Here is a 17,899-nt window from a genome sequence, read left to right as displayed (position 1 = left end):
AGACAACCGATGCGTGCCCTAAAAATCGCTGCAACTGGTATGAGCGCACAGCAACTGCGTGTTGAAACCATTGCGAACAACCTAGCCAATATGAACACCACAGCCTACAACCCGCGCCGGGCTGAATTTGCCGATCTGCACTATCAGCAGGTCAGCCGCGCCGGCACGATCAATGCATCTGATGGCACCATTCTGCCAACCGGTGTGCAGGTCGGCCTGGGTGTGCGGCCTGCGGCCATCTCTGTGCATCTGCAACAGGGTGCGCTGGAACAGACCAACAGCGATCTAGATGTCGCCATCGAAGGCAAAGGCTATCTCGAAGTCACACTGCCCTCTGGGCAGAGCGGCTATACGCGGGATGGTTCTTTGAAACGCTCATCAGAGGGGCTGATCGTCACCTCGGACGGCTATACCGTGGCCCCGGACGTGACTATCCCGGATGACGCGCTGAGCATTTCGATCAATGCCGAAGGTGAAGTCTACGCCTATTTTGACGAAACCCCCGAGGGCCAGCTGCTGGGTCAGTTCAACCTGGCCAGCTTTACCAACCCCAAGGGGCTGGAAGCGATCGGCAGCAACCTCTTTGCAGAGACAGAAGCCTCGGGCGCGGCAAATGTATCCACCGCCGGCGAAGACGGCCTGGGCACCCTGCGCCAGGGCTATCTGGAAGCAAGCTCTGTTGATTCGGTGCGCCAGGTGACCGAACTGATCGAAGCGCAGCGCGGCTATGAAATGAACTCCAAAGTCATCTCGGCCGTCGACCAGATGATGTCAGCAACGACACAGATCCGCTAATGAAACACATTCTTGCCCTTCTCATTGCACTGACTGTTCAGCCCGCCTGGGCGGATATTCTGGTGCCCCTGCGTACCATCCGCGCCAAAGAAGTCATTCGTGCCAGCGACCTGACCTTTAAACCAGGCCAGGTCGCTGGTGCCATGTCAGATGCAAATGAAGTGGTGGGAATGGAAGCCCGCGTGCCGCTATATCCCGGGCGCCCCATGCGCCCCGGCGATATCGGCCCCGCCGCCATCATCGATCGGAACGATCTTGTCATGCTCTCGTTTCGCCGCAGCGGCCTGACCATCCTGGCAGAGGGTCGCGCCCTGGATCGCGGCAGCGAAGGCGAATGGATCAAAGTCATGAACCTAGCATCACGCAGCACGATAACCGGGCGTGTCAATGCAGACGGGACAGTAGAGGTAAGATAATGAAAACGAAATCAATTGCCACCAAACTTGCACTTGCCGGACTGGTTCTTATGGGGGCCTGTGCCCGCATGGACCACATAGGCAAACCGCCCACCATGTCCCCCACTGCGGAATCCCCGGAACATGTCGCCATGCTCTGGCGGGGGTTGCCCAACGAGGTCCAAAACCAACGCGCTGTTGATGGCTCCTCTCTCTGGAGCGGGTCGCAGAATTCGCTGCTGGGGGATCGCCGGGCGATCAACAAGGGTGATATCCTGACCGTTGCAATCCAGATCGACGAAGAGGCCGAAATCTCCAACGGCACCAGCCGCTCGCGCTCCAGCGCCGAAAGCCTGGGCATGCCGCAGCTGTTGGGCCTGCCACAGCGGCTTGACGAACATCTGCCCGATGGAGCCTCTTCGGCGGATGCGGTTGATCTGACCGGGTCGAGCAGCTCCAAGGGCAATGGATCGGTCAAACGCAGCGAAAAGCTGGAACTGCGCGTCGCCGCCACCGTGATTGATGTCCTGCCAAATGGTGTTCTTGCCATCAGCGGCAAACAGGAGGTCCGGGTGAACTTTGAGCTACGCGAACTGCTTGTGTCCGGCTACGTGCGGCCACAGGACATCAGCCGCCAGAACGAAATCACCTATGACAAAATCGCCTCGGCGCGCATCTCTTATGGTGGACGCGGACAGATTACCGATGTGCAACAACCGCGATACGGCCAGCAAGTGCTGGACGCGATCCTACCATTCTGAGGTGACCCATGATCGCTAAATTACTTCCTGTTATCCTGCTGATTGTTGGAACCGGGGCTGGAATTGGGGCTGGCATCATGCTGGCCCCCGCCCCGGCCCCCACAGCGGCCCATGCCACCGACGACAGTATGGCCGACGACCTTGATCATTCCGAAGAGGCCGCGGACTCTCACACGGATGACGACGCGGGATCAGATCATCTTGCGCCGGAAAAAGACCGCGAATACGTCAAGATCGACAACCAGTTTGTGATCCCCGTGGTCGAGCGTGACAATCTTTCCTCGTTGGTGGTGATTGCGCTGAGCCTGGAGGCAAAGCCCGGCATGAGCGAGAAAATTCGTCTGCTGGAACCCAAACTGCGCGATGCCTTCCTGCAGGTGCTGTTTGACCACGCCAATATGGGCGGCTTTCGCGGGGCCTTTACCCGCTCTGATGTACTCAACCCGCTGCGTACCGCCCTGCGCGAAGCCGCACAAAAGGAACTGGGCAAAGGCATCTATGACGTTTTGATCGTGGAAATTTCGCGCCAGGACGTCTAAGGCAAATGCCGCCTTCTCTGGCCCGAAGAATAGCAGACACAGACAAAATAACTGAAACGCTGACGCCTGATTTCTTCAGGTGTCGGCGTTTTCATATCCAGCCCAAGAGCACGCGCTGCACCACTGGCTGGATTTCGGCTCAGCCGATTTTGCAGACCTTCGCAATGGCCGCCGCAACGGTTGTTTGTCCGTCATTGGCGGCCAAGCGATGGGGGATCCATTCTCAGAAGCTGTAGAAATTTGCTTCACAGCAATTTAGAATTGCCCTAAATAACATTAGAACGATTCCAAACTGATCTGATGCTGCAGCCCCTTTGCATTAGAAATTCTGTCCAGACCGAGGCCATCATGGACCCAATCACCCTTGTTTTTCTTGCAGCGCTTGTCACGGCGCTGGCAACTGGCCTTGGTCCTTTACCGTTTGTATTTTGGCGCCGTATGTCGCCCAAAGCCGTCTCCATTTGTAATGGTATTGCTGCTGGGTTGATGCTCGCAGCCAGCTTCAGCCTACTCAAGGAAGGGAGCGCGCTTAGCCCCATTCGCACAATTCTGGGGCTGCTTGGCGGCTTTATGTTTATCGCGTTCAGCTACAGCATCATTGAACGCTACGACGACTTACGCTTTGGGGCAATCAAAGGGGCTGATGCCATCAAGATGCTGATGATTGTCGGGATCATGACGTTGCATTCAGCGGCTGAGGGCGTCGGCGTTGGCGTCGCCTATGCCGGAGACGGCAATCTGGGCGAATTCATTACCGCAGCGATCGCCGTACACAACATTCCCGAAGGGCTTGCCATCGCTCTTGTATTGATTCCCAGGGGCACCAAGATCTGGCAGGCAGTGGGCTGGAGCATTTTCTCAAGCCTGCCTCAGCCGATCCTGGCTGTACCCGCCTTCATGTTCGTGACGTTCTTCACCCCGTTCCTGCCCGTCGGGCTGGGTTTGGCCGCCGGCGCTATGATCTGGATGACCCTGTCAGAATTGATCCCAGAGGCTCTTGAAAACGCAACAAGCCCGATGATCGCCAGCGCTGTGACCATGTCGATTGCCGGAATGCTAATGTTCGAGCTTCTCTTGCGAACACTGTGACCAGAAAAACCACTGCTTTCTTGTGATGAAATGGCTGGGGCAAACCCCGTTTGGCCAAAATTTCTGCCGAGACCAGAACAATACAGCGTGGGGGCGCAGGGGGCCGCGCTGGCCGCTTCGGGGTAACTCAGGTGCTGAACCTCACAATTGCAGCAGTTGTTCTTCCAGTGTCTTGGCGCGCTGGGTCTTGATCCGGGTTTTTTCGGTCTTCACCATATCCCCCACTGCCGTCTTGCGGCCAAAGCTCTTGCGCAGGCGATCCATTGCCATCAGCTTGCGGGCGGTAACCTGCGCCAGCTGCATGTTGAGATTGCGCCGTGCAGTGGTGTGCCAGCCCTGCCACAACAGATCTGCGCCCAGGGCCTTCATCGGCATGTCCTTGTTGGCCTCGTCGCGGGCCTCTTGCACCTGCGCGTCGAGCTTGCTGATCTGCCCACGCAGGCGCGCCTCATGGTCGAGGATCGGTTTGATCTTGGCGTGTTCCTTCAGATATTGTGCCTCGGTCACGGCGGCCATCTGGGTCAGCATTGCCATCTTCTGTTGCATCACATTCCTCCTTTTGCCCGCTGGCGCATCTCTTCAGCGAACCGGATCGCGGCGGCGACCGGTGCGTAGTATTCTTCTTCCACCTCATCCCCGATACCGATGGTCGCATAAAGCGCCCGTGCCGTCGGCGGATCAGAATGTATTGGAACGGCATTTTCATTGGCAATGCGCCGGATGGTGGCGGCAACCTCGTCGACGCCCTTGGCAACGCAGACCGGCGCAGTCCCGGCACCACCGCCCCATTGCAGTGCCACCGCATAGTGGGTCGGGTTGACGATAACAACGCTGGCCTCTGGCACGGCCGCCATCATCTGCCCCATAGCAATTTCCTGGGCTTTTTGGCGGCGCTTATTCTTCATATGCGGATCACCTTCAGAGTCTTTGTGCTCGTCCATGATTTCCTTGCGCGACATCATGTTTTTGCGGCGATGTTCATCGTGCTGGAAGATCGCATCAACCACACCGATAATCAGCGAAATCAGCAGCGCAATCACCAGGAATTCCATCCCCAGCTCGGCCAGCATCTTGATCACCGAAAAAGGCCCGGTTGCCGCCGAGGCGATCATTTCAGGCATCCGAGAGTTCAGATAGACCCCCAGACAGATCGAATAGAGAATCAGCTTGATCGTGCTTTTGCCAAACTCGAACAGCCCAGCGCGGCCAAATTTGTTCTTGGCGTTGGAAACCACCGAGATCCGCGACATTTTTGGTTCTAGCTTGGTGGTGGCGAAAACCATGGCTCTTTGGCCAACGATCGACAAAAGAACCAGGACAAAGGGAATCATAAACAACGGAATAAGCGGCCAGACCATAGCAGAAATCATGCCACCCACCGGCGGAGTGCCATTACCCGAAAACAGTTGCTTTGCCAGTCGATCCGGTTGGTCAATTATCGACATCAACACCGTGCCAAGCCCGGTGACCATGTCATAACCAAACGCATAAAAGGCAACAACCAGCCCCATATAAGCAGCCGCAACCGACAGGTCGGTGGATTTGGCAACTTCACCTTTTTCCCGCGCCTTTCGCAGTTTCTCTTCGGTGGGCTCAAATGACTTTTCTGAATCATCGTCATCGCTCATGGCAGGCCACCTCCAGGATTGGAGAAGAAGGTCATCATCTCTCGGATCCAGACATCAAGGATCATCGGGCTGGCCACCATCAAGATGAACAATCCACCAAAGGTGATCACCGGCGCACCGATAAAGACCACCATCAACTGTGGCATGGCCCGGTTGATCACCCCCAGTGTCAGGTTGTAAATCACCGCCGTGATCAAGAAGGGCGCCGAAAGGGTGAAGCCCATGTAAAAGGCCTTGGCAATCCGGTGAATGCCCCATTCCGAAAAGCCGGCCGGATCTGGATAGGCGCCTGCCGGAAAGATCTGATAGGAATAAATCAGGAACTCGGCCACCCGGACATGCAGCCCCATCATCACCGCCAGGGCAAGCCCCGAGACCAACAAGACCCCCCCGATGGCGGGCAGTGCCTCGGCACCGATATTGCCCAGAACCTGCGACAAAGAGGTGCTCTGTGCTGCGATGGTGCCGGCGATCTGCAGCCCCATCACAAACAGCCGGACCGCAATGCCCAGCCCCAGGCCTATAATTGTTTCGCTTACGACCAGATGGGCAAAATGCAGGGGCGTTTCCGGTTCCGCGAACCGCGCCAGCGTCGGTGCCACGATGAAGGTAAAGGCAACCGCAATCGCCAGCTTGACCCGCATCGGCACATATTGCTCGCCAAAGGCCGGCAAGACAGAGGTCATTGCCCCGACGCGCAAAAATACAATGGCAAAATGCCAGAAACTCGCCCCAAGAAACGCCCGTAATTCCGGAGGAAAGTCCAGCGGTGTCATGCGGCAACCATTCCCACCAGTGCCGGGCGGGCCTCAAGACCGATTTCCTCGAAGGAGAGCACCGGATTGGTGATGCCACGTGATTTCAGAATGGTGCGCAGATAACGGCGACGCCGGGTAGAGGTCACGACAGCGGCAAAAACACCCTGATCTGTCACCGTGCTCAAACGTTCGCTCAGCCCTTCGGCCAGGCGATTGAACATATCCGGCGGCAGCGCCACATCGAGATTGCCACCGCTGACATCCACCTGATAGGTCGAGAATGTTTCTTCCCATTCCGGTGCCAGCTGGATCAGAGGGATGGTTCCGTCCTCGCGCTTCATCTCGGCCACCAGTTGGAAGCCCAGGCGCTGACGCACATGTTCGCAGATGGCTTCCGGCTGGGTCACATGCACGCGGGCTTCGGCGATGGCTTCCAGGATCAGCGGGATATTGCGGATTGAGACCCGCTCTTCCAACAGCAGGCGCAGCACCGAATGCAGCGTATCCATTGGTACCTTGTCAGGCACCAGATCCTCTAGCAGTTTGCGATTGGCCTCGGCCCGGAAGGGATCCGACAGATCGCTCATCTCATTCAGCAAACGACGCAGGGATTTGAAGGTCAGCAGGCGGGCAAAGTTCTGCTTGATTACCTCCAGAAGATGGGTCGCCAGAATTTCAGGCGGGGTCACGACGGTGGCCCCGGCCAGAACCGCGTCTTGCTGTTGCACCCCCTTGATCCAACGCGCGGGGGCACCATAGACGGGTTCGGTCACATCGGTTCCGGGAGGCAGTGCATCGTGGTTATCGGGCATCAGCGCCAGCACCATATCGGGATGCAGCGTGCCGCGCACCTGTTCCACACCCTGCACCCTGACCACGTAAGTCCCACGATCCAGATCGGCCTGATCGGTCAGCCGGATTTCCGGCAGGATCAGACCAAAGCTGGTGGCGATATGGGTCCGCATATTGGCAATCCGCGCATCCAGCCCGGTGCCGGCATCAAGCACCATGCTGACCAGATCCGGGGCAAACTCCAGGTGCAGATCGTCAAGATCCAGAATATCCCCCAGCGCCTTGCTTGGCGTTGGATTGGCAGTCTCTTCCATTTCTTCTTCGATCTCAGCCTCTTGCCTGGCCTGGACCTTCATCTGCAAACGATAGGCCGCAAAACCAAGAATCCCCCCACCGAGAAGAAACGGCAGGAAAGGCAGGCCGGGAACCAGCGCAAACATGATCATCAAGACAGAAACCGTTGCCAGCGCCGCCGGATGCTTGCCGAACTGATCCACCAGCGCAATATCGGTCGCGCCGGTGGCACCGCCACGGGCCAGCAGCAGCGCCGCGGCAATCGAAATGATCACAGATGGGATCTGCGACACCAGACCATCGCCGACAGTCAGGATCGCATAGGTTTCAAAGGCGGCCGAGACCGGCATCCCCTGCACCAGAACCCCCATGACCAAGCCCATGACCAGGTTCAAAAGGGTGATAAGCAGGCCTGCAACCGCATCGCCTTTGACAAATTTCGAGGCCCCATCCAAGGAGCCAAAGAAGGTGGTTTCCTTCTGGTCGTTTTCCCGGCGCGCCTTGGCGGTGGCATGGTCAATGGCCCCAGCAGCCATATCAGCATCAATCGCCATCTGCTTGCCGGGCATCCCGTCCAGGGCAAACCGCGCCCCGACTTCGGCCATCCGGGCCGCACCCTTGTTGATCACCATGAAGTTGACGATCAGCAAAACCCCAAAGGTGACCAACCCCAGAAACACACTGCCGCCCATAACGAACTGCGCGAACCCCTGGATCACGTCGCCCGCCGCATCGGTGCCGGTATGTCCCTGGCCAATGATCAGCTTGGTCGAGGAAATGTTCAGCGACAGCCGCAGCATCAAAGAGGCCAGCAGGATCGTCGGAAAGGACGAGAAATCCAGCGGGCGTTCGATAAACAGGGTGATGGTGAAAATCAGGATCGCCAGACCAAAAGAGACGGCAAGACCCACGTCCAGCACCCAGGCCGGCATCGGTAGAATCATCATCACGATGATCGCCATCAATGCCAGCGCCAAAAGCACGGTCGGGCTAAAAAGCTGTTGAGCAGATATCTTAGGCACGGGGTTTCTCTTGTTCTGGAGCAGATCGATTGCTGATTTCATCACCGGATCCGTGCAGGGCAAAAAGCCCCCCACCAAAGACGGACAGGAATATCGAAGATGCTGATTTTGAAAGATTTAAAGCAGAAAAACCCAATCTTGCGGGCCATGCCACTGCTGCTGCCTGGGGCCTGTTCAGGGCCGGACGACTAACCGCCCGGCAGACATCACTGCGGGCAAACGCCCCGCCTGCCCCGCCATTCAGCGGTTCTGAGATTTGTAAAGCTAACGGCATTCTGCCTGTCCAATCGGGGATTATTCTAAAATCCAAGTTAGTTTCAGACCGTTGACAAAGTGTTAGCATCCATGACGAAAGGCCGCCCCATCAGGACGGCCTCTTGCGATTTTAACGGTTTTCGCTTTCCCAGAGCCTAGCTCTCGGGCGGTTTATTTGCGGCATCAACTCGGTTCAGCAGATCCAGAATATTATCGCGGGTGCCGACGCTGCTGTCGACCAGAGCGCGAGCATGGGCCAGCGGTGACAGGCCTTCCGGATCCTGGCTGATCTCAGAGATCTGGGTGGTCACTGTCGCGACCTGGCCAAAAGGGGCATTCTCATCGGCGGTCAGGGCCTCAAGCCCCTCTGAATTTTCCGAATGCCAGAACCCACGCGCCGCAGCGTTCACTTCTTCTTCGGCCAGCATATACTCACCCGAGCGGGCATATTCACCATTGCGCCACAGGGCTTCGGCCCGCATCCGGTTCGCAGCAGAGCCGTCCAGCCCCATCAGCTCAACCAAGGCGTTATGCGGTTTGCCCAGCGCCAAGGCGGTTTCCGCCATCATCAGGCGACGATCCTTGTTTTCAGGCTCCAGCGCCAGCTTTTGCAGCAGCGATTGCGCCTGCTCGGCAAAGCCGAGATCCAACAAGCGGCGCGCCATGATTTCCGCCACTGGGGCGGCTTCTGCGGCGGTCGCCCGACCGGCAAATACCAGGGCATACTGCAGGAAGGTCACGTCATCGGCCCGTTCGGTCAGCAGCGTCATCAAAGGCTCGATCACGTCGACCCGCGCGGCGGGCCCATCACGGCGGGTCACATTCTGCATTTCATCAAAGGCCTGCGGGAACTGTCCGGTCAAGGCCAGCGCCATCACGCCAGCCTGACGCAGAGCCGCCCCCAATTCGGTATCCCGGCTTTCCAATTCGTAAGAGGCGATCAACTCTGGCACATCCGGCGACAAAGCCTTGCGCTCGTTATAGCTGAGTGTGATCAGGTCAATCAAAGCCGTTGGTGCGCTTTCAGTCCGCCCGGCCACTTCGTCGGTCAGCTTCTCGGCGACAACATTGGTATCACCTTCCAACTCAGCGATCGCGGCCTCTGCCAGGTTCAGTTCAGGCACATGTTCCATACCGGTACGACCAACCGAGCGAAGAATCGCCTCAGCAATGTGAAGCTCTTCGGATTCGGCAAACAAAGCGCTGAGCTGAGGGCCAAAGTTCACCCGCAGATGCACCGGCAATCTGGCAAACCCCTGCTGGATAGCATCGGTATTGGCTGTCTTGCGCAGGCTGTCATCCGCCAAAACAGACCAAAGTGCGGCTTCGCTGTTGCAGCCCTGCTGACCGGAAAACGGATGGTTGATACCAAGATCCCGGCCATCCATCAGATCCGCCATCGCCAAAAGTGTCGCCTGCTCCCCAGGATCGACCCGTTCGGGTGGCAGCATCGCCAGGGTAGAACGTGCCTCTGCTCCAAAGCCGAAATAGAGATACAGCTTGGCCAAGGCCCGCACGCTGGCCGGGTTAATATCGTCAAACTCTCGCACCAGGGCGCCCCGCAATGGGCCAAGCTGATCCGAAAAAGAACTCTCATTTCCCCAGCTATGCACCGCGATCTGACGATCTGGCAAGCAGTGGTCATCCGCTTTTGTCGCCGGATCACGGGTTGCAAACAGCCCAGTCTGGCGGTCAATCGCCGAAGTCACCGAAACATTATCCAGCGGGTTCAGCGGCCGATCTGAACGGCCCAGCGTTTCCAACGGGCGATTGCCGTCGACCTCTGCCTGGGCCACATCCAGCAGGCCCTGGTTTGCGGCCCGGCCAATCTGTTGCAACAGACGGTGTTCGGACGCATTGACAATGGCAGCCCGCGCGGTTTCATCCATATTAAGCAACAGATTAACCTCGGGCAATTCCCGGTTCTTGTCTTCTGGCGCAGGTTTCTCTGGCGCGGCAACCTGCGGCTGGTTCAACCCCAATTCGGCCTCCAGGCCAGCCGCCAGAACCGCAGCACCACGAGATCCAATCGGCTCAGGCTCGGCAAAACGAGCCGATTCGGCGGCCAGTTCTGCGCTGGTCTTGGCTGGCGCTGTCTCTGTTTCTGCCGCGCGTAGCTGCGCAGCAGCACCGCCAGCGGGATTAGGGCGCAGGTTCGAATTTTGGCGCAAAGCCATGCGCGCATCGGCAACCGCACCCTGTGTCAGATTGAAACGATAGCCCGCAGCCGCGGGCGCAGAATTCATCGGCTGTTGTGCTGGCATGTCCACAGGCGCACCAAGAGAGAGGTTGCCAAAGACGGATGGCACCGGCGCGGCACCCAGATTTCTGGCCACCTGCATATTACCCACCGGACTGCCATCCCCATCAGCAATATCGACAACCAGATACCCATTGCTTTGCAGGTAAGAGCGGATCTTGCAATCACATCCCAAAGCCATCTGCAGGGGTTGCCCTGCACCGCTCTGGCTGATCTGCTGCAACCGCTTGCGCGGGATCAGATCAAACACCCGCGACGTATCAAAGACGGCCGAAGGCGCATTCAGTCTAAGGCTTGCCGACCGCCCAGACTGGTTCAACGACCATGTGGCACCATCGGGCAGGCGCATGACCAAGCGAGAGAAGCCATCATGTTCCCCGGAACGGGTGACAATGGTCTGTGCCTGGGCTGAGCCCGCCGCCACGCCAAGGGCGGCTATCGCAAATGCGCGCCAAATCATGCTGCGTCCTGTTTCACCGATCTAAGGGCCTCTTCCAGTTCAGAGAAGCCGGGGCGGATATGCGAAGGTGTGTTCTGGCGACCAACTTCGATACAGATGGCAGCCGCGTGATTGTGCAGGTTTGCAACCAAAACTTCGCGGATCAATTTGTAAAAGTGCGAGTCTTCTTCAGTAATGGTTTTCACCTTGTCGGCAAAAGGACCGACCAGGCCATAGGCCAGGAAAACCCCAAGGAATGTCCCGACAAGCGCGCCACCAATCATCTTGCCCAGCACCTCAGGTGGCTGGTCGATCGCGGCCATCGTCTTGATCACGCCCAGAACCGCAGCCACAATTCCCAAAGCAGGCAGGCCATCGGCCATGGTCTGCAACGCGTGGCTGGAGTGCAGTGCGTGGTGGTGGTTAGCGTCCATGCGTTTTTCCAGCACCTCTTCAACCTGATGCGGATCATCATAGTTCATCGAAGCCGAGCGCATGGTGTCGCAGATCAGGTTCACCGCCTCGCCATCGGCCAGAATTTTCGGGTATTTGTTGAAAACGGATGAATTTTCGGGGTCCTCGATGTGCTGTTCAACCTCGACCGGGTTAGCACGGGCAATACGGATCAAGGAAAACAACAGGCAGAGCAAATCGCGATAGTCATCCGACTTCCACTTGGGCCCCTTGAACACCTTACCCAGATCTTTGAGGGTATGCTTGACGCTGCTCATATCGTTGCTGATCAAGAATGCCCCAACTGCAGCACCGCCAATCATCATCAACTCAAAGGGTAGGGATTTAAGAATAATCCCCATTTTGCCACCCGCCAGCAGATACCCGCCGAACACCATGACAAAGATAATCAGGATACCTACAATTCCGACCATAGGGTCACTCCAAATCTAATTGCTTTACCCAAGCCTAGGCGAGTCTGATTAAGAAAGCCTGAGCGCTAGAGACAAGTTATTCCTTGGGAACACCGCTGTTGCGGCCTGCCATCACAACACTGATGGTATAGGCAGCTTCTGGGCTCAGACCGGCCATGATGCCAGCTGCTGCTTCGGGTCGCATACGGGCCAGGAAACCAGCGGCGAAATTGGGATCCATCTCTTCAAACAGGGCTGCCGATTCTTTTGGCTTCATCTGTTCGTAAACGGTGGTCAGTCGGCCGACATCTGCCTCGGTGGCGCCATCCGCCAGCGCCAGGGTAGAGCGCAACGCTTCCTCGGCCTGCTCCAGAGCTGCCAATTTGCGATCAATCGCGGCATCGGCGATTCCCAGGGCCTTCTGGCGGTCTTCAATCTCCGCTTCACGCGCTTCCAATACGGCTTCGCGTTCCCGAAAGGCTGCCAGCATCGCCTGCAGTTCCGCCGAAGACGGCATGCCATCGCGGTGCAACGCGCCGCCATCATTCTGCGATTCGGCCCCATCTTTATCCATGCTGGAAACTTCCCGTGCGATCGCAGGGCCTGCTTCCATGCCAAGGCGGACCAACGCCGAGCCGATCAATAGAAAGGACAGCATCATCAGCGCACTGCTGCGGCTGCGTACCGGATTTTTGGATTTTGCTTTCTTCGTGCTCATCACGCTACCCGATTCTTGTCACGGTTGTGACGTACGAACATCACGCCTGCCGATTTTCCGGACTCTTCCGCCACAGGTTCTGGCGCAGCTTCCGCCGCTCGGCTGGTCTCATAGGCCACGGCCAAGGCATCACGCTCTTCCGCCTCTGCAGCAGCCATCTCGCGGTTGCGCTGTGGGGCTGCGGCACCCGCCTCGGGCATGTCATGCATAGAAGCCATCATCAGCTCTAGCCGCTGCGCCACCTGTTCGGCGCGCCCTGTCAGCTGATCCAGCGCCTGGCTAGAGCCCTCGGTCACCTTGCGGGCCGTTACAAAAGACTTATTTAAGTCATCTACTTGTGAGGAAAGAACAGCAACGGCACCGCCGACACCTTTTTCCAGGTCATTGAACCGCTTGAGTCGGCGCGAGAGCACCAGACAATAAAATCCGGCCCCAAGGGCCCCTGCTGCAAGCAGGATATCAGCAATAAGGTCCATCCCGTTACTCCTAGTTCAGTACGAATTCCATGATCAGCAAATCACGCACACGCCCCTGTCCGGTGGCTATGTTGATTCGCCGCAGCATCTGCGCGCGCAGTCTTGGCAGCGCCATCGGATCCGACAGATCCTCAAGCTCCAAGGCACGAAGATAGCTATTCAGTACATCGACTACACGGGGGAGGACTTTTTCGACCTCGGCCTGGTGGATCTTATCCACCTCTAGTTGTGCGCTGAACCGCAAGTGTTTAATGCCGCTTGCTTTGCGCAGCGTAATCACAATGGGTTCCATCTCGATGAAGGCGAGCTGGGCAATATCTGCCGCCGACTCACCACTATCTACGCCTTCTGGCGCTGCTACAGCCGCGGAAACCTCAGCGTGTTCCGCGGATTGACCAAAAGGAAGCAGCCCTGACGAGACCGCAAAAAAACCGCCACCGCCACCTGCAATTGCAAGGACGACCCCAATGATAAGGGGCAGTTTGCTTTTGGGCTTTGTTGCGTCTTCTTCCGCATTCACTACAGCGTCTGTCATGGCTTTTCCTAAAACGTCGTGCAAAGCCTTCATAACCCCTGAGGGACTAACCGAATGTTAAGGCCCCTCGGTCAAAAAGGGGTCACGCCGGACAGAATGCCGGTGCGACGGAGGTTACATTGCAGCAGATCAAGAATGTCTGGACTGGTTTGGATACGCGCAAGCGGTTGATTGTGGCAGGCGCCACAGCAGCAGTCATTGCAAGCGTGTTTGCTATGTCCCATGTGGCAAGCAAGCCCACCATGAGATTGCTCTATGCTGGGCTGGAAAGTGGCTCGGCAGGGGACGTTGTGCGGTCTTTGGAACAGACTGGCACACCATATGAAGTACGCGGCGGCTCTATATTTGTGCCGTCCGATCGCCGGGATGAGCTGCGCATGACTCTCGCCAGCGAAGGTCTGCCCGCGAATGGCGGCCGTGGCTATGAGCTGCTCGATTCACTCACCGGGTTTGGCACCACATCGCAGATGTTTGACGCTGCCTACTGGCGCGCCAAAGAAGGAGAGCTGGCCCGAACCATTGTTGCCAGCCCCCACATCAGCCAGGCCCGCGTCCATATTGCCAATACCGGCGCCAATCCCTTTCAACGCACCGTAGATCCAACAGCCTCCGTATCTGTGGTGCCTTTGGGATCGCCAATCACACCGGCCCAGGCCAATGCGATTCGCTTTCTGGTTGCTTCTGCTGTCACCGGTCTTGCGGTGGATAATGTCGCCGTGATCGACGCCAATGGATCGCTCATCGGTTCTCCCGAAGCGGCCGCTGCTGCAGGCGCTGGGACGGATGACCGCTCGCAGTCGATTCGAGAACGGGTGCTGCGCCTGATTGAAGCCCGCGTCGGACATGGCAATGCCGTAGTAGAAGTCAGCGTTGATACCGTCACCGACACAGAATCGATCCGCGAAAAGCTGGTGGATCCCTCCAGTCGTGTCGCCATCAGTACAGATGTTGAAGAACGCGCCGATGTCTCAAGCAACCAATCCGGTGAAGTCACCGTTGCCTCCAATATTCCCGATGGGGATGCGGCCTCTGGCCAGGGGTCCAAGAACAACACCACCGCCACACGCGAGCGGGTGAACTATGAGATATCGGAAACCGAGAAAGAAATCATCCGCGGCCCTGGTGCCATCAAACGGCTGACAATTGCCGTGCTGATTAATGGCACTACGGTCACTAATGAAGCTGGTGAAATGATCTTTGAACCCCGCCCCGAGGAAGAACTGAGCGCCATGCGCGAGCTGATCTCCTCTGCTATCGGGTTTGACGAATCGCGCGGTGACGTCATCACCCTGAAATCCATGGACCTGCCCAGCATTGAGCCGAAGGGCACCGAAGTGACCTCCTCCTTCATGGACAATATCTACTTTGATGCCATGGGAATCATCCAGATCGCGGCGCTTGCGCTTGTTACCCTGGTGCTTGGCCTCTTTGTAGTACGCCCGATTCTGGCCGGCAAAAACGAAGGTCTGCCCGCTCTTGGCGCCCCGGATGCACCCGACATGGGTGGGCTTCCGGAACTGCCAGCTATGGGCACCGCTCCCGGCATGGGCGATTTCATGATGAACCCGGATCTTGGCTCCAACATGGCCCTGGATGGTGAAATTCAGGATGGCAACGGCCAGTTCGGCGGCATAGGCGATATGGGTGGCCTGCCCGCACTTGGCGGCGGCAGCGAAAACCCGGTTGACCGCCTGCGCGACATGATCGGCGAACGCCAAGAAGAAACTGTCCAGATCCTTCGGGGCTGGCTTGAAGAAAATGAGGAGCGCGCATAATGGGCATTACTCACCTACTAGAAGATTTTGGCACCGCAGTCATCGTTCCCACAGCTGTTTCCGAGGTCTCGGAAGAGGTGATCGAAGAGGAACGCTTGGTGTCTTTTGAAAAGGGCTATAGCGCCGGCTGGGAAGATGCCGTGACCGCAAAAGACAAGGAAAACACCAAGGTTTCCGCCACTTTGGCAAGCTCGCTAGAGGATCTGAACTTCACCTTCAAAGAGGCGCAATCGCAGCTGATCGAATCGCTGGATCCGATGTTCAAAGTTCTGACCAGTGCAGTCTTGCCCGACACCATGGCGGCGACCTTTGGTCACCACATCGTCGATCAGATGGTTGATATGGCAAAATTCCACACCGACCAACCGATGAGCATCTTTGCCTCACCGGGCGAAAGCGCCGCCGTGCGCGCCCTGTTGCCCGATGCATTTTCAACCCCGGTTCAGGTTCAGGAAGACGAGCAGCTCGCGCCGGGTCAAGCCTATCTGCGGGTTGGTAGTACCGAACGCGAAATAGACAGTTCAGGGCTGGTTGAATCCATCAAGGATTCAATCGACGCCTTCACCTATCACGTTAAAGAGGACAGAAATTATGGATGACGCCGACGATCTCAAGAAGAAAGCCACCGATGCCTCCAACCCCTTTGTGTCGGTTCCCGTCGAGGTGGTTGTCTCGGTTGGCAAGGCCCGTCCCCTGGTGCGTGAACTGGTCAGCCTGGGCGAAAATGCCATTCTGGCGCTGGACAAGCGCGTCGATGATCCCGTTGATCTCTATGTTGGGGACCGCCTAGTCGCCCGTGGTCAGCTTGAAGAAATGGAAGGCGATCAAGCCGGTCAACTGGCGGTGCGCCTGACCGAGATTGCCGATTTGCAAAACGGCCTGGGATGACACGTACAGCCACCATAGCCTTTACTGTCCTGATCGCCTGCGCAGTGTTGATGCTGCCGCAGGCGGCACTGGCACAGGAGCTGAACTTGTCGATGGGCGACGGGCAGTCGATCTCGGCCCGCTCGATCCAGCTGATCCTGCTGATTACCGTGCTCAGCCTGGCCCCCGGCCTGTTGATCATGATCACCTGTTTTCCCTTTCTCGTCACCGTATTGTCGATTCTGCGTCAGGGCATTGGTCTGCAGCAGGCCCCGCCCAACATGATGATGATCAGCCTAGCGCTGTTTCTCACCTATTTTGTGATGGAACCGGTCTTTACCGAGGCCTGGCAAACCGGCATCAGCCCGCTGATCGAAGAACAGATCGATGTGGAAACCGGCATGATGCGCAGCCTGGAGCCTTTTCGCGGCTTTATGGCCAATCGGCTTGATCCCGATACCTTTTACGCCATTGCCGATCTGCGCCCTGGCTTGGAAAAAATCGACCCAACCCCCGAGGCACCGCTCTCGGTTTTGGTGCCCAGTTTTCTGCTGTCCGAGATTTCGCGAGCCTTTCAGATCGGTTTCTTGGTCTTTCTGCCCTTCCTAGTCATCGACCTGGTTGTCGCCGCAGTTCTGATGTCGATGGGGATGATGATGGTGCCGCCGGCCGTGGTCTCGCTACCGTTCAAGCTGGCCTTCTTTGTTGTCGCCGACGGCTGGAGCCTGATCGCAACCGCCCTGGTACGCAGCTATTATCCCTAGCCGCTAAAATAAGACATAAATTCCGCAATCAACCGGGCGGAATACAGCCACGCAAAAGCCCCTCGATCCAATCAGTCGGGGGGCTTTCTGCTGTGGAGAGCGACCAGAATCCTGGCCATGAATAGCTTACCCAAATGGAAATTTTGAACCGCGAGGCAACCAACCTTTAAGACACCGCCCAAAGGGAGGTTCACATGTCGAGGAATTGTTCTGGCATAAACGGGACGTCGGTGTCACCGGGTTTAGCTCCGGCAGATGTCAGCATTGCATGAACCTGCCCGCGATGATGTGTTTGGTGATTGAAAAACTGAATCACCAGCAGGCTTTTGGGTTTTGTGATCTCGCGATCAATGGCTCCAGAAAACCATGTTAACTCCCCCTCGAACCATTCCGGAGCAACCTCATGCGCCCATTTTAAAATTCGTTCATCAAAGGCTTTCCTGTCCGCCCGGTAGCTCTCCCAACTTGTTATCAAATCGGTTGTTTCGGTAATTCCTCCTTTCGGAGCTGATGTACCCGCAAATCGGCTCATCCATATCATGTCGCCCCAAAATAGGTGGGAGAGGGTCTTCTGGATTGAGCTAAAGAAAGCGCCGCGATCCTTCTCACGCTCAGCACCTGGGAGATCATCAGCAGTTGAAAGCAGGTTTTCGTTTTGCCAGAGGTTATATCTGGCCATGGTGAGGGCGTATTCCTTAGTGGGCATGCCAGCTCCTTTGGAAACAATTTCTCAAATAGGAGACACCAAAGCGCCATATCAGGCAAGGTCTGCTTGATCTCGCTTCACTCCCCGACGCCGATCTCAACCGTAAAAGCCTCCGAACGGCCAGTGGCGGTTCGGAGGCTTTCTCTTTGAACTGTGCTTTTGACG

The 17,899-nt window shown here is 57.2% G+C and carries 19 protein-coding genes; 9 read left to right on the top strand and 10 right to left on the bottom strand.

The window, feature by feature from the left end; genetic code table 11:
- Positions 1 to 9: 9 nt before the first annotated feature.
- The 5 genes from flgG (at position 10) to LRK71_RS04710 (ending at position 3,579) form a co-directional block, all read left to right on the top strand.
- Positions 10 to 795, top strand: coding sequence for a flagellar basal-body rod protein FlgG (gene flgG / locus LRK71_RS04730; RefSeq protein ID WP_232401470.1), 786 nt, complete (start codon positions 10 to 12; stop codon positions 793 to 795).
- Positions 795 to 1,211 carry a flagellar basal body P-ring formation chaperone FlgA gene (gene flgA, locus LRK71_RS04725; protein ID WP_232401469.1) on the top strand — a complete coding sequence of 139 codons (417 nt, stop codon included), beginning with the start codon at positions 795 to 797 and terminating at the stop codon, positions 1,209 to 1,211. The genes flgG and flgA overlap by 1 nt, the downstream gene beginning before the upstream one ends.
- Positions 1,211 to 1,951 (top strand): flagellar basal body L-ring protein FlgH, encoded by a 741-nt coding sequence (flgH, locus tag LRK71_RS04720; RefSeq protein ID WP_232401468.1) that lies wholly within the window; start codon positions 1,211 to 1,213, stop codon positions 1,949 to 1,951. The genes flgA and flgH overlap by 1 nt, the downstream gene beginning before the upstream one ends.
- A gap of 8 nt (positions 1,952 to 1,959) precedes the next feature.
- On the top strand, positions 1,960 to 2,490 hold the full coding sequence (locus LRK71_RS04715) for a flagellar basal body-associated FliL family protein (protein ID WP_232401467.1): 531 nt from the start codon (positions 1,960 to 1,962) through the stop codon (positions 2,488 to 2,490).
- Positions 2,491 to 2,838: 348 nt separating this feature from the next.
- Entirely contained in the window at positions 2,839 to 3,579 is a 741-nt protein-coding gene (locus LRK71_RS04710; RefSeq protein WP_232401466.1) for a ZIP family metal transporter, read from the top strand.
- Between the two features lie 141 nt (positions 3,580 to 3,720).
- Here LRK71_RS04710 and LRK71_RS04705 read toward each other — a convergent pair whose 3' ends face one another.
- The 9 genes from LRK71_RS04705 to LRK71_RS04665 all read right to left on the bottom strand — a co-directional run bounded on the left by LRK71_RS04705 (position 3,721) and on the right by LRK71_RS04665 (position 13,622).
- Complete coding sequence (locus tag LRK71_RS04705; protein ID WP_232401465.1) at positions 3,721 to 4,125, bottom strand: hypothetical protein; 405 nt, start codon at positions 4,123 to 4,125, stop codon at positions 3,721 to 3,723.
- Positions 4,125 to 5,207, bottom strand: coding sequence for a flagellar type III secretion system protein FlhB (gene flhB, locus LRK71_RS04700; protein WP_232401464.1), 1,083 nt, complete (start codon positions 5,205 to 5,207; stop codon positions 4,125 to 4,127). Before flhB ends, LRK71_RS04705 begins: the two co-directional genes overlap by 1 nt.
- On the bottom strand, positions 5,204 to 5,983 hold the full coding sequence (locus tag LRK71_RS04695) for a flagellar biosynthetic protein FliR (RefSeq protein ID WP_232401463.1): 780 nt from the start codon (positions 5,981 to 5,983) through the stop codon (positions 5,204 to 5,206). Before LRK71_RS04695 ends, flhB begins: the two co-directional genes overlap by 4 nt.
- Entirely contained in the window at positions 5,980 to 8,013 is a 2,034-nt protein-coding gene (flhA, locus tag LRK71_RS04690) for a flagellar biosynthesis protein FlhA (RefSeq protein WP_408635981.1), read from the bottom strand. Before flhA ends, LRK71_RS04695 begins: the two co-directional genes overlap by 4 nt.
- Before the next feature lie 470 nt (positions 8,014 to 8,483).
- The gene (locus LRK71_RS04685) at positions 8,484 to 11,048 is read right to left on the bottom strand and encodes a hypothetical protein (RefSeq protein WP_232401461.1); all 2,565 of its coding nucleotides are present in this window, start codon (positions 11,046 to 11,048) and stop codon (positions 8,484 to 8,486) included.
- Complete coding sequence (motA, locus tag LRK71_RS04680; RefSeq protein ID WP_232401460.1) at positions 11,045 to 11,914, bottom strand: flagellar motor stator protein MotA; 870 nt, start codon at positions 11,912 to 11,914, stop codon at positions 11,045 to 11,047. Before motA ends, LRK71_RS04685 begins: the two co-directional genes overlap by 4 nt.
- A gap of 76 nt (positions 11,915 to 11,990) precedes the next feature.
- Complete coding sequence (locus tag LRK71_RS04675) at positions 11,991 to 12,611, bottom strand: MotE family protein (RefSeq protein ID WP_232401459.1); 621 nt, start codon at positions 12,609 to 12,611, stop codon at positions 11,991 to 11,993.
- The gene (locus LRK71_RS04670) at positions 12,611 to 13,087 is read right to left on the bottom strand and encodes a hypothetical protein (protein ID WP_232401458.1); all 477 of its coding nucleotides are present in this window, start codon (positions 13,085 to 13,087) and stop codon (positions 12,611 to 12,613) included. Before LRK71_RS04670 ends, LRK71_RS04675 begins: the two co-directional genes overlap by 1 nt.
- Before the next feature lie 10 nt (positions 13,088 to 13,097).
- Positions 13,098 to 13,622 (bottom strand): flagellar basal body-associated FliL family protein, encoded by a 525-nt coding sequence (locus tag LRK71_RS04665; RefSeq protein WP_232401457.1) that lies wholly within the window; start codon positions 13,620 to 13,622, stop codon positions 13,098 to 13,100.
- Positions 13,623 to 13,741: 119 nt separating this feature from the next.
- Here LRK71_RS04665 and fliF point away from each other — a divergent pair, with 119 nt between their 5' ends.
- The 4 genes from fliF to fliP are packed head-to-tail and all read left to right on the top strand — an operon-like array spanning position 13,742 to position 17,028.
- On the top strand, positions 13,742 to 15,397 hold the full coding sequence (fliF, locus tag LRK71_RS04660) for a flagellar basal-body MS-ring/collar protein FliF (protein WP_232401456.1): 1,656 nt from the start codon (positions 13,742 to 13,744) through the stop codon (positions 15,395 to 15,397).
- Positions 15,397 to 15,996: a FliH/SctL family protein gene (locus LRK71_RS04655; RefSeq protein ID WP_232401455.1), complete on the top strand. Its 600-nt coding sequence runs from the start codon at positions 15,397 to 15,399 to the stop codon at positions 15,994 to 15,996. Before fliF ends, LRK71_RS04655 begins: the two co-directional genes overlap by 1 nt.
- Entirely contained in the window at positions 15,989 to 16,285 is a 297-nt protein-coding gene (locus tag LRK71_RS04650; RefSeq protein WP_232401454.1) for a FliM/FliN family flagellar motor switch protein, read from the top strand. Before LRK71_RS04655 ends, LRK71_RS04650 begins: the two co-directional genes overlap by 8 nt.
- Positions 16,282 to 17,028, top strand: coding sequence for a flagellar type III secretion system pore protein FliP (fliP, locus tag LRK71_RS04645; RefSeq protein WP_232401453.1), 747 nt, complete (start codon positions 16,282 to 16,284; stop codon positions 17,026 to 17,028). Before LRK71_RS04650 ends, fliP begins: the two co-directional genes overlap by 4 nt.
- 190 nt (positions 17,029 to 17,218) lie before the next feature.
- Here the strand turns inward: fliP and LRK71_RS04640 are convergent, their stop codons facing one another.
- The gene (locus LRK71_RS04640; RefSeq protein WP_232401452.1) at positions 17,219 to 17,734 is read right to left on the bottom strand and encodes a DinB family protein; all 516 of its coding nucleotides are present in this window, start codon (positions 17,732 to 17,734) and stop codon (positions 17,219 to 17,221) included.
- Positions 17,735 to 17,899 lie beyond the last annotated feature (165 nt).

This window comes from Pseudophaeobacter flagellatus (genome assembly GCF_021228235.1).
GTDB classification, from domain to species: Bacteria; Pseudomonadota; Alphaproteobacteria; order Rhodobacterales; family Rhodobacteraceae; genus Pseudophaeobacter; species Pseudophaeobacter flagellatus.
Note: the sequence above shows the minus strand (reverse complement) of the source record. Positions and strands in the feature narration are given on the sequence as shown.

Excerpts from the sequence above, each read along its gene's own strand:
- flgG (WP_232401470.1), top strand. The coding sequence starts at position 10 with ATGCGTGCCCTAAAAATCGCTGCAACTGGTATGAGCGCACAGCAACTG.
- flgA (WP_232401469.1), top strand. The coding sequence starts at position 795 with ATGAAACACATTCTTGCCCTTCTCATTGCACTGACTGTTCAGCCCGCC.
- flgH (WP_232401468.1), top strand. The coding sequence starts at position 1,211 with ATGAAAACGAAATCAATTGCCACCAAACTTGCACTTGCCGGACTGGTT.
- LRK71_RS04715 (WP_232401467.1), top strand. The coding sequence starts at position 1,960 with ATGATCGCTAAATTACTTCCTGTTATCCTGCTGATTGTTGGAACCGGG.
- LRK71_RS04710 (WP_232401466.1), top strand. The coding sequence starts at position 2,839 with ATGGACCCAATCACCCTTGTTTTTCTTGCAGCGCTTGTCACGGCGCTG.
- LRK71_RS04705 (WP_232401465.1), bottom strand. The coding sequence starts at position 4,125 with ATGCAACAGAAGATGGCAATGCTGACCCAGATGGCCGCCGTGACCGAG.
- flhB (WP_232401464.1), bottom strand. The coding sequence starts at position 5,207 with ATGAGCGATGACGATGATTCAGAAAAGTCATTTGAGCCCACCGAAGAG.
- LRK71_RS04695 (WP_232401463.1), bottom strand. The coding sequence starts at position 5,983 with ATGACACCGCTGGACTTTCCTCCGGAATTACGGGCGTTTCTTGGGGCG.
- flhA (WP_408635981.1), bottom strand. The coding sequence starts at position 8,013 with ATGGCGATCATCGTGATGATGATTCTACCGATGCCGGCCTGGGTGCTG.
- LRK71_RS04685 (WP_232401461.1), bottom strand. The coding sequence starts at position 11,048 with ATGATTTGGCGCGCATTTGCGATAGCCGCCCTTGGCGTGGCGGCGGGC.
- motA (WP_232401460.1), bottom strand. The coding sequence starts at position 11,914 with ATGGTCGGAATTGTAGGTATCCTGATTATCTTTGTCATGGTGTTCGGC.
- LRK71_RS04675 (WP_232401459.1), bottom strand. The coding sequence starts at position 12,611 with ATGAGCACGAAGAAAGCAAAATCCAAAAATCCGGTACGCAGCCGCAGC.
- LRK71_RS04670 (WP_232401458.1), bottom strand. The coding sequence starts at position 13,087 with ATGGACCTTATTGCTGATATCCTGCTTGCAGCAGGGGCCCTTGGGGCC.
- LRK71_RS04665 (WP_232401457.1), bottom strand. The coding sequence starts at position 13,622 with ATGACAGACGCTGTAGTGAATGCGGAAGAAGACGCAACAAAGCCCAAA.
- LRK71_RS04655 (WP_232401455.1), top strand. The coding sequence starts at position 15,397 with ATGGGCATTACTCACCTACTAGAAGATTTTGGCACCGCAGTCATCGTT.
- LRK71_RS04650 (WP_232401454.1), top strand. The coding sequence starts at position 15,989 with ATGGATGACGCCGACGATCTCAAGAAGAAAGCCACCGATGCCTCCAAC.
- fliP (WP_232401453.1), top strand. The coding sequence starts at position 16,282 with ATGACACGTACAGCCACCATAGCCTTTACTGTCCTGATCGCCTGCGCA.
- LRK71_RS04640 (WP_232401452.1), bottom strand. The coding sequence starts at position 17,734 with ATGCCCACTAAGGAATACGCCCTCACCATGGCCAGATATAACCTCTGG.